Origin of the sequence: Kribbella sp. NPDC050459 (assembly GCF_040655315.1) — a bacterium.
Taxonomy (GTDB): domain Bacteria; phylum Actinomycetota; class Actinomycetes; order Propionibacteriales; family Kribbellaceae; genus Kribbella.
The window spans coordinates 67,960-83,655 of the sequence record NZ_JBFAJQ010000005.1 but is presented as its reverse complement, the minus strand read 5'-3'; the positions used below and the strand labels follow the sequence as shown (position 1 = coordinate 83,655).

15 protein-coding genes are annotated in these 15,696 nt (G+C 69.4%); 6 read left to right on the top strand and 9 right to left on the bottom strand.

The window, feature by feature from the left end:
* Positions 1-34 precede the first annotated feature (34 nt).
* Positions 35-817, bottom strand: a complete 783-nt coding sequence (locus AB0I12_RS19180; RefSeq protein WP_359931149.1) for an IclR family transcriptional regulator C-terminal domain-containing protein — start codon at positions 815-817, stop codon at positions 35-37.
* A 136-nt stretch (positions 818-953) separates the two neighbouring features.
* On the opposite strand from AB0I12_RS19180, the gene AB0I12_RS19175 reads away from it, so the two are divergent.
* From AB0I12_RS19175 to AB0I12_RS19165, 3 genes are read left to right on the top strand one after another with little or no spacing between them, the layout of a single operon-like run.
* Positions 954-1,994, top strand: coding sequence for a maleylacetate reductase (locus AB0I12_RS19175; RefSeq protein WP_359931147.1), 1,041 nt, complete (start codon positions 954-956; stop codon positions 1,992-1,994).
* Positions 1,995-2,010: 16 nt separating this feature from the next.
* A complete protein-coding gene (locus tag AB0I12_RS19170) occupies positions 2,011-2,856 on the top strand; it encodes an intradiol ring-cleavage dioxygenase (protein ID WP_359931144.1) in 846 nt (281 codons plus the stop codon).
* Positions 2,853-4,583, top strand: a complete 1,731-nt coding sequence (locus AB0I12_RS19165) for an FAD-dependent monooxygenase (protein WP_359931141.1) — start codon at positions 2,853-2,855, stop codon at positions 4,581-4,583. Before AB0I12_RS19170 ends, AB0I12_RS19165 begins: the two co-directional genes overlap by 4 nt.
* Here the strand turns inward: AB0I12_RS19165 and AB0I12_RS19160 are convergent.
* The 3 genes from AB0I12_RS19160 to AB0I12_RS19150 all read right to left on the bottom strand — a co-directional run bounded on the left by AB0I12_RS19160 (position 4,572) and on the right by AB0I12_RS19150 (position 6,636).
* Positions 4,572-4,757: a hypothetical protein gene (locus tag AB0I12_RS19160; RefSeq protein WP_355695300.1), complete on the bottom strand. Its 186-nt coding sequence runs from the start codon at positions 4,755-4,757 to the stop codon at positions 4,572-4,574. The two genes, AB0I12_RS19165 and AB0I12_RS19160, sit on opposite strands and share 12 nt — an antisense overlap.
* Positions 4,758-4,850: 93 nt before the next feature.
* Positions 4,851-6,023, bottom strand: a complete 1,173-nt coding sequence (locus AB0I12_RS19155) for an alpha-amylase family glycosyl hydrolase (RefSeq protein WP_359931137.1) — start codon at positions 6,021-6,023, stop codon at positions 4,851-4,853.
* A complete protein-coding gene (locus tag AB0I12_RS19150; RefSeq protein WP_359931134.1) occupies positions 6,013-6,636 on the bottom strand; it encodes a TrmH family RNA methyltransferase in 624 nt (207 codons plus the stop codon). The genes AB0I12_RS19155 and AB0I12_RS19150 overlap by 11 nt, the downstream gene beginning before the upstream one ends.
* A gap of 60 nt (positions 6,637-6,696) precedes the next feature.
* Between AB0I12_RS19150 and AB0I12_RS19145 the strand changes: the two genes are divergently transcribed.
* Complete coding sequence (locus tag AB0I12_RS19145) at positions 6,697-7,395, top strand: VTT domain-containing protein (RefSeq protein WP_359931131.1); 699 nt, start codon at positions 6,697-6,699, stop codon at positions 7,393-7,395.
* Here AB0I12_RS19145 and AB0I12_RS19140 read toward each other — a convergent pair.
* From AB0I12_RS19140 to pyrE, 5 genes are all read right to left on the bottom strand, one after another.
* Positions 7,389-7,799, bottom strand: a complete 411-nt coding sequence (locus tag AB0I12_RS19140; protein ID WP_359931128.1) for a hypothetical protein — start codon at positions 7,797-7,799, stop codon at positions 7,389-7,391. The genes AB0I12_RS19145 and AB0I12_RS19140 overlap by 7 nt on opposite strands.
* 86 nt (positions 7,800-7,885) lie before the next feature.
* Entirely contained in the window at positions 7,886-10,867 is a 2,982-nt protein-coding gene (locus AB0I12_RS19135) for a BTAD domain-containing putative transcriptional regulator (RefSeq protein WP_359931125.1), read from the bottom strand.
* 217 nt (positions 10,868-11,084) lie between these two features.
* Positions 11,085-11,924 (bottom strand): LemA family protein, encoded by an 840-nt coding sequence (locus tag AB0I12_RS19130; protein ID WP_359931122.1) that lies wholly within the window; start codon positions 11,922-11,924, stop codon positions 11,085-11,087.
* Between the two features lie 64 nt (positions 11,925-11,988).
* Entirely contained in the window at positions 11,989-12,690 is a 702-nt protein-coding gene (locus AB0I12_RS19125) for a hypothetical protein (protein ID WP_359931119.1), read from the bottom strand.
* Positions 12,690-13,235 (bottom strand): orotate phosphoribosyltransferase, encoded by a 546-nt coding sequence (gene pyrE / locus AB0I12_RS19120; protein ID WP_359931116.1) that lies wholly within the window; start codon positions 13,233-13,235, stop codon positions 12,690-12,692. Before pyrE ends, AB0I12_RS19125 begins: the two co-directional genes overlap by 1 nt.
* A gap of 217 nt (positions 13,236-13,452) precedes the next feature.
* On the opposite strand from pyrE, the gene tdh reads away from it, so the two are divergent.
* Positions 13,453-14,511: an L-threonine 3-dehydrogenase gene (gene tdh, locus AB0I12_RS19115; RefSeq protein WP_359931113.1), complete on the top strand. Its 1,059-nt coding sequence runs from the start codon at positions 13,453-13,455 to the stop codon at positions 14,509-14,511.
* Positions 14,511-15,695, top strand: a complete 1,185-nt coding sequence (locus tag AB0I12_RS19110) for a glycine C-acetyltransferase (protein WP_359931111.1) — start codon at positions 14,511-14,513, stop codon at positions 15,693-15,695. Before tdh ends, AB0I12_RS19110 begins: the two co-directional genes overlap by 1 nt.
* Position 15,696: the final 1 nt, after the last annotated feature.

The following is a 15,696-nucleotide window of genomic DNA, read 5'->3' as shown; positions in this document are numbered from 1 at the left end:
GCCCGGTTCCGGACACATCACTTCCGGTTTGGGGTCAGAAGTGGCCGCGGTGCGTGAGGGCGGTGGTGATGTGCTGGGCCGCCTGCTGCAGGTGTGGAAGGAACTCCTCGCACAGCGACGTCGGAGTCGAGCGGGACGCATGGGCGGAGACGTTGAGGGCGGCGATGACGCGGCCGCGGGAGTCGCGGATCGGGGCGGCGATGGAGCGCAGGCCCAGTTCGAGCTCCTGGTCGACGAGGGCATAGCCGTCGACGCGCGCCTGGGTGACGGCGGTGCGGAGGTCCTCGGGAGCAGTGAGCGTGCGGTCGGTGAGCGGCTCGGCTTGCAGCGTGTCGAGGTACGCCGTGAGGGCGTCGTCGGGCAGGCCGGCGAGAAGGACGCGGCCCATCGAGGTCGGGTACGCCGGCAGACGGGCGCCGACGCCGAGCGCGACGGTCATGATCCGGCTCGTCGGTACGCGGGCGACGTACACGATGTCCGGGAGGTCGAGCGTCGCGATCGAGCACGACTCGCGGGTCTTGGCGCTCAGCTCGTCCATGAACGGGCCGGCGAGTTCGCCGAGGTCGAGTGAGGACAGGTACGCCCAGCCGAGGGCGAGGACGCGCGGGGTGAGGGAGAAGCGGCGGTTGTCGCTGCGTACATAGCCGAGCTCTTCCAGGGTGAGCAGGATCCGGCGGGCCGTTGCCGGAGTGATGCCGACCGCGCGGGCCACCTCGCTCAGCGTCAGGGACGGCGCCGCGGCGGAGAACGCGCGGATCACCGCGAGACCTCGCTCCAGACCCTGCAGAAACGTGCCTGTAGACGCGTCACCCGGCATCGGCTAGCCTGCTTTTCGTTGAAAGAAGAACTATTCGCTGAGCGAAATCCTAGCGGAGCTGCCGATGCCACGTCCAGCCGAGCCCGAGGCGACAGCACCCGGGGGTGGGTTCGTCCACACGTTCCTGCCCGGGCGGGTGGTGTTCGGAGCCGGCTCGCTCCACCGGGTCGCGGGTGAGGTCGAGGCGCTCGGCGTACGGCGGGCGCTCGTGGTGGCGACGAACTCCGCGCGGGACGCGGCCGACGTGGTCGAACAGCAACTGGGCAGCCGTTTCGCCGGACGGATCGACGGCGTGGCACAACACGTGCCCACCGAGGTGGCCACCGCCGCGCGAGCCAGGGCTCGCAAGGTCGGCGTCGACGCGATCGTCGCCATCGGAGGCGGCTCAGCCATCGGGCTCGCCAAGGCAATTGCCCTCACAGCAACCAGCACCGCCGAGGTTGGCGGTGGGGGCGTGGTGGTTGTGGCGGTGCCTACTACTTATGCGGGGTCTGAAATGACGCCGGTGTGGGGGGAGACTGCTGGTGGGAGTAAGACGACGGGGACTGATATGCGCGTGCTGCCTCGCGTGGTTGTTTACGACCCGGTTTTGAGCCGAGGGCTGCCGTTGAAGGTGACGGCGGCGAGTGTGGCCAATGCGGTCGCGCACTGTGTGGAGGCGGTCTGGACGCCTAAGGCCGATCCGATTACGGAGATGACCGCGGTTGAAGGACTGCGCGCGTTGAGCGGCGGGTTGCGTGACGTGCTGGTCGAGGCCGGCGACTTGGGTGCTCGGGAGCAGCTTCTGTACGGCGCCTGCTTGGCTGGATCTGCGCTGGCGACGGCCGGCACCGGGCTGCATCACAAGCTGTGTCATTTGCTTGGTGGCACCTACAACCTGCCGCACGCGGAAACGCACGCGGCCGTCCTCCCGCAGGTGACCCGCGTCAACGCTTCCTCAGTCCCCCAAGCAAAAGCGCGACTGGAAGCCGCCCTGGGCACCACGGACCTGGCGCGAGGCCTGTTCGACCTGTTCCAGGCAGCCGGCGTGCCGACGAGCTTGCGGGAGCTGGGATTGACCGAGGCGCAGGTCGCCGAGGCGGCCGCAAGGTTCAAGCCGACGGACAACCCGGTCCCGGTGACCGAGGACCTGGTGCGGGACGTCCTGACCCGCGCCTGGTCCGGTACTCGACCTTGATGAACGAGGAGATCGGATGGATCTGCAAGGCGACGACCTGACCGCTGCCGTGGTAGCCAGCTTCGACGACAGTCCGAGCGACCGCTACAAGGAGGTGATGGGCGCCCTGGTGCGCCACCTGCACGCGTTCGCGCGCGAGGTCGACCTCACCGAGGACGAGTACTTCACCGCGATCGACTTCCTCACCCGGACCGGCCAGATCTCGACCGGTACGCGGCAGGAGTTCGTCCTGCTGGCCGACGTACTCGGGTTGTCGATGCTCACCGTGGGCCTGGGGAACCGGAAGCCGCCCGAGGCCACGCAGTCCACCGTGTTCGGCCCGTTCTTCGTCGAGGGCTCCCCCGAGGCGCAACTCGGCGACGACATCTCGAACGGAGCCCCCGGACAGCCGTGCCTGGTGAGCGGGCGTGTCCTCGACACGAACGGCGAGCCGATCCCGGGAGCACTCGTCGAGACCTGGCAGGCCGACGAGGACGGCTTCTACGACGTGCAGAAGGATCTCGATGCGCCGCAGAACCGCGCGCACCTGACCACCGATGCCGATGGCAACTACCGGTTCTGGGCCGTGAAGCCGGTCGCCTACCCGATCCCCGACGACGGGCCGGTCGGCGAGCTGCTCCGGGCCGGTGGTCGCGGCCCGATGCGTCCCGCCCACATCCACTTCATGGTCACGGCGCCTGGCTACGCCCGTCTCATCACGCACGTCTTCGCGGCCGGCGACGAGTACCTCGACACCGACGCGGTCTTCGGCGTCAAGCAGTCGCTCATCGCGGACTTCACCGAGCACACCGACGAAGGCAAGACCTACTACACCGTCCAGTACGACCTCGTGCTCGCCACCACCGAGGAGACGAAGCAGTGATCACCACAGACGTCCTGATCGTCGGCAGTGGTCCCGCCGGCGGAGCCGCCTCGCTGTTCCTGTCGACGTACGGCATCGACAACATCGTCCTCACTCGGTACGGCTGGACCGCGAACACGCCCCGCGCACACATCACCAACCAGCGCACTATCGAGCTGATGCGCGACATGGGCATCGAGGACCAGGTCGTCGACAAGGGCACCGCCCACGACCTGATGGGGCAGACCGCGTTCTGCACGAGTCTCGCCGGAGAGGAGATCGGCCGGATCCGCACCTGGGGCACGCATCCGCGGCGCCTGGCCGACTACACGGAGGCGAGTCCCTGCCTGCCGATGGATCTCCCCCAGACGCTGTTCGAGCCGATCCTGGTCAGTACGGCGGCCAGTCGCGGCGCGCGGCTGCGCTTCAACACCGAGTACGAGAGCCTCGAGCAGGACGATGACGGCGTCACCGCCACGGTCCGGGACCGGTTGAGCGGTACGTCGTACCAGATCCGCGCGAAGTACCTGATCGGAGCGGACGGCGGGCGGAGCAAGGTGGCCCAGGACATCGAGTTGCCGATGGCCGGCGCGATGGACATCGAGGGCTCGATGAACATCGTGTTCGAGGCCGACCTGAGCCGGTACGTCGCGCATCGGCCGAGCGTCCTGTACTGGGTGCTGCAGCCCGGCGCGCAGATCGGCGGCATCGGCGCGGGCCTGGTCCGCATGGTCCGCCCGTGGAACGAGTGGCTGATCGTCTGGGGCTACGACATCAACCAGCCCGCCCCCGTGGTCGACGAGGCAATGGCGACCGAGATCGTGCACAACCTGGTCGGCGACGACACCATCGACGTGAAGCTGAAGAGTACGTCGGTGTGGAGCGTCAACCACATGTACGCCGAGAAGACGTCCAAGGGCCGCGTGTTCTGTATGGGTGACGCGATCCACCGGCACCCGCCGAGCAACGGCCTCGGCTCGAACACCTCGATCCAGGACGCGTACAACCTGGCCTGGAAGCTCGCGCTGGTCCTCAAAGGGCAGGCAGCGCCGAAGCTCCTCGACAGCTACCACGACGAGCGAGCACCGATCGCACAGCAGATCGTTGACCGCGCCAACAAGAGCCGCACCCAGTTCGGGCAGATCTTCCGCGCGCTGGGGATGACGCCGGACGCCCCGGCCGGCCGCACGATCGACTCCCGCAAGGACGACACACCGGCCGCGGCGGAGCAGCGCGAGGAGCTGCGGAAGGCGATCGAATTGAAGGACTACGAGTTCAACGCGCACGGCGTCGAGCTCGGGCAGCGCTACCGGTCGTCCGCGGTCGTCGACGACGGTACGCCGGAGCCGCCGTACGAACGGGACCACGAGCTGTACTACCACCCCACGACCTGGCCGGGCGCGCGGATCCCGCACTGCTGGCTGACGCGCGGATCGGACACCGTGAGCACGCTGGACGTGGTCGGGAAGGGCCGGTTCACCCTGCTCACGGGTATCGGCGGCGACGCCTGGGTGAAGGCGGCGCAGTCGGTGTCCGAACAACTCGGCGTACCGATCGAGCCGCTCGTGATCGGACCCGGCCGGGAGCTCGACGACCTGTACGGCGACTGGGCGCGGGCGCGCGAGATCCCGGACGAGGGATGTCTGCTCGTCCGGCCCGACGCGCACATCGCGTACCGCGCGTTCGATCAGCCGGAAGACGCGACCGAAACGCTTCGCCAAGCAGTGAACGGATTGCTAGGCGGCTGACGTGGCGTCCGCGCGGAGGATTCGGTCGAGGATGGCCGAGATCTCCGCGGTCTCGGCGTCCAGCAGCGTGATCAGCGCGACCCGCGAGGTCTCCGAGCGCGCCTCCAGAGCCGCCGCGCTCAAGGCGCGCACGGTGCCCAGCTCGTGTATCAGTTCGTCCCACAGAGCGTTCATCAGCAAACCCCCATGATTCCCGTCGCAAAGGCAGTGCGACGAGAAGGCCTCACTTCTGTCTCACCGAGAACAACGGGCGCAAGCGCAAGGAGGTTACGGACTCGTCAATAACTTCCAGCTGTGGGCCGGGACCGGCGGTGTGTCGTCGAGCGGGAAGGGCTGCTCCTCGTCCGACACGTTCAGCAGGAGCAGGACCCAGTCGTCACCGTGCCGACTCCGCAGCGCGATGGTCTCGTTGGTCAGGTGCTCGACGGTCGTCCGGGCGCGGGTGAGCCACGCGTTCCGCCGCCGTACGCCGATCAGCTCCTGGTGCAGGCGGTACGTCGGCAGCCCGTACGGCGCGAGCTCGTCCGGCGATCCCGGGAACGCCGGGCGGATCGCGTCGTCGCCGCCGGCGCGATCCTCCTTCAGCCCGCGGAACGCCTGCTCGTCGCCGGAGTAGACGCTCGGGACGCCGCCCACGACGAACAGGATCGCCAGCGCGTGACCGAGGTGGCGTTCGTCCTCGAGCCGCGTCGCCAGCCGGGTCACGTCGTGGTTGCCGACGAACGTCTGCGGGACGAACGTGTCGAGCAGCGCGTTGTGCCGGCCGAGGGCGTACGACAGCTCGAAGAAGTTGCGATCGTTCAGCGAGCTCCAGATCGCCTTCCACAGCTCGTACTGCGTGACGGAGTCGAGGCCGCTCTGTTCGACGTACGCGGCGTAGTCACCGTGGATGACCTCGCCGAAGTACCAGGTGTCGCGGTCCCGCGGCAGCGCCGCGCGCCAGAACCCCGGCGGTACGGCGTACGCGGCGTCCAGGCGCCACGCGTCGACGCCACGGTCGTTCCAGAAGCGGAGGACGTCGCCCACATAGGAAGCGACGTCGGGGTTGCCGTGGTCCAACGCGACCAGATGCTCGTGCCCTTCGAACACGTCGCCACCACGGAACCACTCCGGATGCGCGAACGACCGCGCGACGTGGTTGAAGACGCCGTCGAGCGCGATCCGCAGGCCACGGGCGTGTGCGGCGTCCACCAGGTGGTCGAAGTCGGCCTCGTCACCGAGCCTCGGATCGATTCGGAAGTGGTCGACGGTGTCATAGCCGTGCGTCTCCGAGGCGAAGACCGGGCCCAGGAGCAGGCCCGAGCAGCCGAGCTCGACCGCGTAGTCGAGCCAGTTCTCCAGCTGCGGCAGGCGGTGGACGACAGCCGGCTGGGCGACGGACTCGGCCGCGGTGAAACCGAGCGGATAGACCTGCCACCAGATCGCGTGATCAGCCCACATGTTGACCGAACGTGTGGTGGCGGATCCACGCGTGCATCGCGATGGCGGCCGCGGCGCTGGCGTTGATCGAGCGGGTGGAGCCGAACTGGGCGATCGACAGGACCGCTGTGCAGATCTGGTGGGCCTCCTCCGTCAGCCCGGGGCCCTCCTGCCCGAAGAGCAGGACGCAGGCGCGGGGCAGGTCGTAGGTTTCCAGCGGGACGGAGCCCGGCAGGTTGTCGATGCCGATGACCGGGAGTTGGTTCACAGCGGCGTACGACGCCAGGTCGGCGAGGGTCGGATGGTGGCGGACGTGCTGGTAGCGGTCGGTGACCATCGCGCCGCGGCGGTTCCACTTCCGGTTACCGACGATGTGCACCTCGGCGGCCAGGAACGCGTTCGCGGTCCGGACGACCGAGCCGATGTTCAGGTCGTGCTGCCAGTTCTCGATCGCGACGTGGAACGGGTTCCGCTGCCGGTCCAGGTCCTCGACGATCGCGTCGAGCTTCCAATACCGGTACCGGTCGACCACGTTGCGCCGGTCGCCGGCCGCCAGCAGCTCCGGGTCCAGCCGCGGGTCGTCCGGCCAGTCGCCCTCCCACGGGCCGACGCCGACCTCGTTCGGCCCCACCATGTCCGCTCCCCGTAGGTCGCTGCTCAGCTCATGCACAGGTCGGGACGCTACCCTGTCCGCGTGCTTGCTCTCGTCGCGATGCTGATGCCCAACTGGATGGACCCGGAGTACCTGCTGCACTGGCTGGGTGACTGGGCCCTGTGGGGCACGCTGCTGGTGGTGTTCATCGAGTGCGGGCTGCTCTTCCCGATCCTGCCCGGCGACTCGCTGCTGTTCGCGGTCGGCCTGTTCATCGCGCAAGGCAGCATCGACGTACCGCTCTGGCTGGCCTGCGTGCTGCTGACCGTCGCCGCGTTCCTCGGCAACGTGTCCGGCTATTACATCGGCCGGGTGCTGGGAACGTCGCTGTTCCGGAATCCGAACGCCCGGTTCCTGAAACCGAAGTACATCGAGCAAACGCATGAGTTCTTCGCGCGGTACGGCCCCCGCGCGCTGGTGATGGCCCGGTTCGTGCCGATCGTCCGGACCTTCATCACCGTGGTCGCCGGCGCCGGGCGGATGGACGCGAAGAAGTTCTTCCTCTGGACCGGGATCGGCGCGGTGATCTGGGCCTGCGGCATCACGCTGCTCGGGCACGCGCTCGGCAACGTGAAGTTCATCCACGACCACCTGGAGTCGGCGCTGATCCTGCTGGTGCTGGTCTCGCTGGTCCCGATGGTCGTCGAGTACTTCCTGGCCCGCCGCCGCAACCGCAACGGGCGGGCCGGCGACGCGCCGAAGCACGCCGCCCCCAAGCACCCGATCGGCAACGGTCAGTGACCGAAGGGGAAGTGCGGGTCTGACCAGACCCAGTCGGCGCTCAGGAGCGACAGCTCCGCGACGTCGACCGGACCGGTCGGCAGCGGGCCGACCACCTGGCCGGAGCCGAGCGAACAAGCCACCCGGATCCGGTCTGCCGCCTGGTACCAGACCAGCGCCCCCCGTGGCGCCGCCCCTTCACGGAGCAAAGCATGGTGGTCGAGCCAACGAACCGCGTCGGCCGCGTCGTGCCAGCCGCTGTCGTGCGCGTAGCCGAACGCCATCCGCTGGAACTTCAGCGGCCAGTCCAGCCACGCTGCGGAGCCAACTCGCTCCAGTTGCCAGTTCAGCGCCGCTTCGGTGTCCCGCGGGTTCGCGACCCGCGAGACGTCACGCCCCTCCACAGCAAGCTCCCCCCAGGCCATAGGTGTTCTCCCCCGATCCCCCGTCCTCGGCCTGCTTGCCGCGGCATGTTCACAGCGTGCTGGATCCGTATACAGCCGCCGTACATTCAGCCGGCGGCGACAGCGGCCTCTGACCCGGTCAGCAGCCGCCGGCACTCGGACGCGGCGGCGTCGTTCCCTGCCTGCTGCCACACGCGCGCGGCGCGTTCGAGGGTACGGCGGGCGTTGTCCAGGCTGCCGGTGGACAGATAGAGCTCGCCGAGGTGCTGCGCCGCGTCGCCCTCCACGCTCCGGTCGCCCAGGCGGTGACCGATGTCGATCGCGTCCAGCAGGGTCTTCCGGGCCGCCGCCACCTCGCCACGCTCCATCAGCGCCCGCCCGAGCAGTGCCCGGGTGTACGCCGCGCAGTGGTCGTCGCCCATCCCGTCGAAGATCGCGAGCGCCTTGCGCAACTGCCGGATCGCCTCGTCGTGCCGTCCCTGGTTGACCCGGAGCGCCGCGATCCGGCGGCGGACCTTGGCCTCCCGGTGGGCGTCGGCCCGCCGTACGGCGATCAGGAACGCCTGGGCCAGGTACCGGCGGGCGGTGACCAGGTCGCCGCGGACCAGGTAGACGTTCGCGGCAGCGGTCCGCGCCAGCGCCTCGGCGTTCGCGTTGCCGTCCTCGACGAACGCCTCGATCGCCTTCTCGTACTGCTCCAGGCCCCGCTCGCGTTCGCCGCGTTCCCGCAGCCAGGTGCCGAGGCCGACGGCGGCGACCCCCTCACCGAGCCGGTCGCCGACCTCGGCGAACGCCTGCGCGGCCGCGTCGAAGTGCCGGCGAGCGTTCTCCCAGTCGTCCTGGTACAGAGCCAACTGGCCGAGGTTGCGGTGCATGATCGCCGCGCCGTGCCGGTCCCCGCAGGCGATCGCGCTCAGCAGCCCTTGCTGGTGCGAGCCGTTCCAGTCGTCGAACCCGGCGCGGAGGTCGAGGTACGGGCCCCAGGCGGCCGCGATCCGCCAGGCGTGCTCGTGCAATCCGTTCTGCGCCGCGGCACGGATCGCCGGCACGAAGGTGCTGCGCTCGCTGTCGAACCAGGCGATCGCGTCGGTCTCGGTGAACGGCGACGGATCGGGCGCGGTCAGCGGACCGGTGTGCTCCAGGACGCCGAAGTACTCGAAGGACAGCGCGTTGTTGGCCCGCCGGATCTTGTTCAGGATCGCGTCGACCACCGCCTCGACGTCCCGCACCGCCTGCGCCTTCTGCTCGCCGTCGCCGACGCCGAGCGCATGCAGCCGGAGCAGGTCATGGACGCGGTAGCGCGCCGTACCGCGGTGGTCGACCGAGCTGATCCGGACCAGGTTGACCTCGATCAGCCGGTCCAGGCTCCGCCGTACGGCGGCCGGCGAGGCGACGGACTCGAGCGCCCGCGCGGAGAAGACCCCCACGGCGAAGTGGCCGATCAGCCGGTACAGCCGGGCCTCCTCGGGGCTCAGCGCGTCATAGCTGAGGTCCGCGCTCGACCGTACGGCGAGCTCGCCGATGCTCAGCTCGTCGAGCCGCGAAGTCTCGTCCCGCAACCGCCGCGCCAGCTCCCGCGCGCTCAGGTCCGGCCGCTGCGCCAGCCGGCTGCCGACGATCCGGATCGCCAGCGGCAGGTTCGCGCACGCGGACAGGATCTCCTCGGCCTCGGGCGACGACGGGTCGATCCGGCCCGATCCGGCGACCGAGGACAGCAGCAGCGCCGCCTCCCGGTCGTCGAACGTGTCCAGCGGCGTACTGTCCGCGCCGGCCAGGTCCATCAGCCGGTTGCGGCTCGTCACCACCACCGCCGACGCGCCGGTACCGGGCATCAGCGGCGTCACCTGACCCGCGGTGGCCACGTCGTCGAGGAGGATCAGCACCCGCCGGCTCGCCAGCTCGGACCGCAGCATCGCCGACCGCCGCTCCGGGTCGGTCGGGATCGCGTAGTCGGGCAGGTTGAGGCTGAGCAGCAGATCGGTCAGCGCGGCAGCGGGGTCGCGCGGGTGCGTCGCACCGTGCATGTCCAGGTAGATCTGCCCGTCCGGGAAGTGCTCGCGGACCAGATGGCCGAGCCGGACCGCCAGCGAAGTCTTCCCGGTCCCCGGTGCGCCGGAGATGACGGCGATCGGCGGCCGCACCGGATCCCGGCCGCAGACCAGGTCCCGCAGCTGCTCCAGCTGGTCCTGCCGGCCGCTGAAGTCGGCCAGGTCGAGCGGGAGCTGGCTCGGCGGCCGCAGTGGATCGGTCAGCTCGGGCGCGGCCATCGGACCGGGCTGGGCGGTCGGTTCGGGGCGGTCCGCCGTACGGTCGGCGGGCACGCCCGGGTTCGGCCAGTTGGCCGAGCGGCCGTTCTCGGCGCGGGCGCCGGCGGCCTCCAGCTCCGGACCGGGCTTGATGTCCAGCTCGTCGGCGAGCGTCTGCACCGCCTTCGCGTACGCCGCGCGCGCCTCGCCCACCCGGCCTGCCGCCACGAGCGCGTCGACGAGCCGCCGCCAGAGCTGCTCGTCGTACGGGTCCTCGGTCAGGCGGGCACTGAGCAGTACGGCGGCACCGCTGGCGTCGCCGTACTCGAGCCGGAGATCCAGCAGGCTGTCGACGAGGCCGCGGTGCTGCGCTTCGAGCCGGGAGATCGTGCCCTCCCACGCGGCGGGCATCGGCAGGTCCTCGAGCGGACGCCCCTGCCACAGCGAGTAGGCACGGGACAGGACCCGCATCGCCTGCCGGCCGTCACCCGCGTCCCGCAGGTGGCCGCCCTCGGCGAGCAGGGACTCGAACAGGCTGGCGTCGAGCTCGTCGACCCCGACCTCGATGCTGTACCCGGCGGCCGACGTGTCGATCGGCGCGGGCAGCCCGGCCTCCTGCAGCACACTGCGGAGCGCGCGGACGTACGTGCGGATGTTCGCTGTGGCCGACCGCGGCGGGGTGTTCTCCCAGAGCGCGTCCGCGATCAGATCGGTCGAGACGAACCGGTTGGGGTGCAGCAGCAGCGTGGCGAGCAGCTGACGCGGTTTGGCGGCCTTGAGCGGCTGGCCCTGGACATGGACGAGCCGCAGAGGTCCGAGGATCCCGTACCTCAGACTGTCCACTCGTCCGACCTCTCCACTCTGGAAACCGCCCTATCGTGGCATCCGCCGGTACCCGCCGGGAAGGCCGATGTACGCCGGATGTATCTCAGTGCGGCACAGTTGACACAGGTACCGGGGGGAGGACAGGCCCGGAGGTGGCGACTTGACCGCCGTCACACCGGGCCTGGCACTGGGAGAGAGTCCGGGGTCGGGGGTCCTGGACTACGGGGACCGGTGCCTACTGGCCACCGGTGAATGGCGGCTGACCGTCCTGTGGCGCGGGGGAACCCGCAGGCGGCCCGCCCACCGGTGGCTCTCCCTGGTACTGCCCCGGGTACTGGCCGGGCTGGCCCTGGTACGGCGGCTGCTGCTGCGGCTGCTGGTAGCCGCCCGGGATCTGCTGCTGCGGGTAGTTGCCCTGGTCACCCGGCATCTGCGGGTGGATCTGTCCCGACGACGGCGCCCCCGGCTGCATCTGCGGCGGTGCCTGCTCACCGGCGACCGAGCCGATGGTGCCGAACGAGACCTGCGGCACCGCGCGCACCTGCTCGTCCTTGACCTCGAAGTAGCCGGCCTTCTCGAACTTGAAGCCGCTCGCGATGAGATTCGACGGGAACGCCTCGATCCGGGTGTTGTAGTCGCCGACGTTCGCGTTGTAGAACCGGCGGCCGGCCGCGATCCGGTCCTCGGTGTCGGTCAGCTCGCGCTGCAGGCCGAGGAAGTTCTGGTTCGACTGCAGCTGCGGGTAGGCCTCCACCGAGATCATCATCTGACGCAGCGCGCCGGACAGCTCACCCTCCGCCGCCGCCCGCTGCTCGGGGGTGGTGTTCTGCACATTCACCGCCTGGGTGCGCAGCCGGGCGACCTCCTCGAACACGTGCCGCTCGTGCGCGGCGTACGCGCGGACGGTCTCGACCAGGTTCGGGATCAGGTCGTACCGGCGGTGCAGCTCGACGTCGATCTGCCGCCACGACTCCTGGATCAGGTTCCGCTGCTTGACGAACCGGTTGTACGACGTGATCAGCATGATCGCCGCAACGACGATCACCGCGACGATCACGATGATGACCCAGACCATGACGAGCTCCCGAGAGTTGGCAGTGCTGACAGCGACTCTACGGCCAGCCGGGTCCGCCCGCTGGTTAACGCAGGCGGGGGTCGACGCCTGCGTAGTCGCGCCAGACGTACGGCGGAACGTTCAGGACGACCTGCTCGAGCAGCGCGAGCCGGTTCAGCACTTCGGTCGGGTCGTGCGCGCCGTTGTCCCAGCCGACCAGCGAGTTGCCCTCGACCCGCCACCCGATCTCGCCGCGGGCGAGCAGCATCTCCATCATCCGCGGCGTCACCACCGCGTGCCCGAACCGTTCGTCGTCGGCCTTGACCCGGAACGCCCGGTTGAACTGCTCGCTCTCGAACTGGAGGTCGCGGAACCCGAACGCGTTCGCGACCGCGCCGCCGAAGATCCCCTCGTGCGTCACCTCGAGGTGCGGCAGCGCGCCCGGCAGTTGCAGCACGACCACGCCGAAGTTGTGGGTGGTCGTCCGCCGCTGGCCTTTCCCGTTCGTGGTGTGGGTCTGGTAGCTGTAGTCGAAGGCAACCATCTGGTGCCCGTTGTACGGCCCGGACAGCACGTTCTTGACGCGCCAGTTGTCGCCGGTGCGGAACGGTGTACCGGCCCACTGCCCGGCCAGCGAGTGGTTGGCCGGGACGTAGGACCAGCCGTGCTGGGCAGCGAAACCGGCGAACAGCTCCCGGCGCTTCTTCGCGCGGTAGTAGTTGAACCAGGCGAGGCCGACGCCGACGACGATCGCCAGTAGGACGATCAGCAGGGTGCTGCTCTGCATCAGCCGAGCCCCAGGTCCTCGAGACCGAACACCGACCGGTACTCCAGACCCTCCGCCTCGACCCGCTCCTGCGCCCCGGTCGACCGGTCCACGATCACCGCGACCGCGACGACCTCGGCACCGGCCTCACGCAACGCCTCGACGGCGGTCAGCACCGACCCACCCGTCGTCGACGTGTCCTCGACCGCCAGCACCCGCCGGCCCGTCACGTCCGGGCCCTCGATCCGCCGCTGCAGACCATGCGTCTTCTCGGCCTTGCGTACGACGAACGCGTCGAGCGTCCGGCCCTGCTGGGCGGCTGCGTGCAGCATCGACATCGCGACCGGGTCCGCGCCGAGCGTCAGCCCGCCGACCGCGTCGTACTCCAGGTCCTTGGTCAGCTCGAGCATCGCCGGTCCGATCAGCGGCGCCGCGGCCGCGTCGAGAGTGATCCGGCGCAGGTCGACGTAGTAATCGGCTTCCTTGCCCGACGCCAGCGTCACCCGCCCGTGCACGATCGCCTTGCTCTTGACCTGCTCCAGCAGTCCGTCCCGGTCGTAGCTCATGAGCCTTGAGCTTAGATCACCTGTGGGGCGCACCTATTTGTTGATCACGCGCACCAGGTGGCCGAAGGCGACCGAGCAGCCAGGCCCCGACCACCAGGAACACGATTCCGAGTCGCCTGACTACTCCCCGCATACGTCCCAGTATGCAGTTCGGCTGTAAAGGCTGTGCACGACGTGTCGATGGACGCCGATGGTTGCCCCGGACGACGATGTGGGCATGAAGGCGCTCGTGAAGGCCGAGGCGAAGCCAGGCCTGTGGTTGCAGGACGTACCGGAGCCGAAGATCGAGGCCGACGAGGTCCTGATCAAGGTGCTCCGGACCGGGTTGTGCGGCACCGACCTGCACATCCAGAGCTGGGACCACTGGGCGCAGAAGAACGTGCCGGTGCCGATGGTCACCGGGCACGAGTTCTGCGGTGAGGTGGTCGAGATCGGCGTCGGGGTCCGCGACGTAGCGGTCGGCGACCTGGTCAGCGGCGAGGGACACCTGGTGTGCGGCCGCTGCCGCAACTGCCGCGCCGGACGCCGGCACCTGTGCATCAAGACCCGCGGCCTCGGAGTCCACGTGCCGGGCGCGTTCGCGGAGTACGTCGCGCTGCCGGCTACGAACGCTTGGGTGCACAAGGACGACAACGGCACCGTCGACCTCGACGTCGCCGCGATCTTCGACCCGTTCGGCAACGCCGTCCACACGGCGCTGTCGTTCCCGCTCGTCGGCGAGGACGTGCTGATCACCGGCGCCGGCCCGATCGGGGTGATGGCCGCCGCGGTCGCGCTGCACGCCGGCGCCCGGAACGTGGTGATCACCGACCTGTCGGAGTACCGCCTCGACCTGGCCCGGAAGATCGGCGTGACGCACGCGGTGAACGTGGCGGACGAATCCATCGCGCAGGCGCAGCAGAGCCTCGGGATGCGCGAGGGGTTCGACGTCGGGATGGAGATGTCCGGGCAGCCGGCCGCGCTGCGGGACATGATCGCGAACATGAACCACGGCGGGAAGATCGCGATGCTCGGCCTGCCGTCGGACGAGATCGCGATCGACTGGGGCACGGTGGTGCTGAACATGCTGACCATCAAGGGCATCTACGGCCGGGAGATGTTCGAGACCTGGTACTCGATGTCGGTGATGCTGGAGCGCGGGCTCGACCTGACGCCGGTGATCACGCACCGGTTCGGGTACGGCGACTTCGAGCGCGCCTTCGACGTGGCGCGCCAGGGGCAGTGCGGCAAGGTGATCATGGACTGGACGGCTGAGACGCTGGAGGAGAAGCACTGATGTTCGGGCGGATGCGGGACGACCTGACGGCGACCATCGGCGAGATCCGGGACGCCGGGCTGTACAAGTCCGAGCGGGTGATCACCTCACCCCAGCAGGCCTTGATCTCTGTTGCTACCGGCAACGAGGTGCTGAACTTCTGCGCCAACAACTACCTGGGCCTGTCCGACCACCCGGAGGTGGTCGCGGCCGCCAAGGAAGCCCTCGACCGGTGGGGCTTCGGCCTGTCCTCGGTGCGCTTCATCTGCGGCACGCAGCAGATCCACAAGGACCTGGAAGCTGCGCTGAGCACCTTCCTCGGCACTGAGGACACCATCCTCTACAGCTCCTGTTTCGACGCCAACGGCGGTCTGTTCGAGACCCTGCTCGGCGCCGAGGACGCGATCATCTCCGACGAGCTGAACCACGCCAGCATCATCGACGGCGTCCGGCTGTCGAAGGCCCGCCGGTACCGGTACAAGAACCGCGACATGGCCGACCTGGAAGCCCAGCTGAAGGATGCCGCCGACGCGCGGTACCGGCTGATCGCGACCGACGGCGTGTTCTCGATGGACGGGTACGTCGCGCCGCTCGACGAGATCTGCGACCTGGCCGAGCGGTACGACGCGCTGGTGATGGTCGACGACTCGCACGCGGTCGGTTTCGTCGGCCCGGACGGCGCCGGTACGCCGTCGCTGTTCGGCGTGAAGGACCGCGTCGACATCGTCACCGGCACCCTCGGCAAGGCCCTCGGCGGCGCGTCCGGCGGCTATGTGTCCGCCCGCCGGGAGATCGTCGAACTGCTCCGGCAGCGCTCCCGTCCGTACCTGTTCTCGAACTCGCTGGCGCCGTCGGTCACCGCCGCGTCGCTGAAGGCGCTCGAGCTGATCGGCGGGTCGAGCGACCTGCGCGACAAGCTCGCGGCCAACACCAAGCTCTTCCGGACCAAGATGACCGAGGCCGGTTTCGACGTCCTCCCCGGCGACCACCCGATCTCCCCGGTGATGATCGGCGACGCCGCGGAAGCCGGGCGGCTGGCGGACAAGTTGCTCGACCTCGGGATCTACGTGATCGGGTTCTCGTATCCCGTCGTGCCGCAGGGCAAGGCACGCATCCGCGTCCAGTTGTCGGCGGCGCACTCCACCCAGGACGTCGAAACCGCGATCGCGGCGTTCATCGAGGCTCGGGACGCCCTCGCGGGCTGAC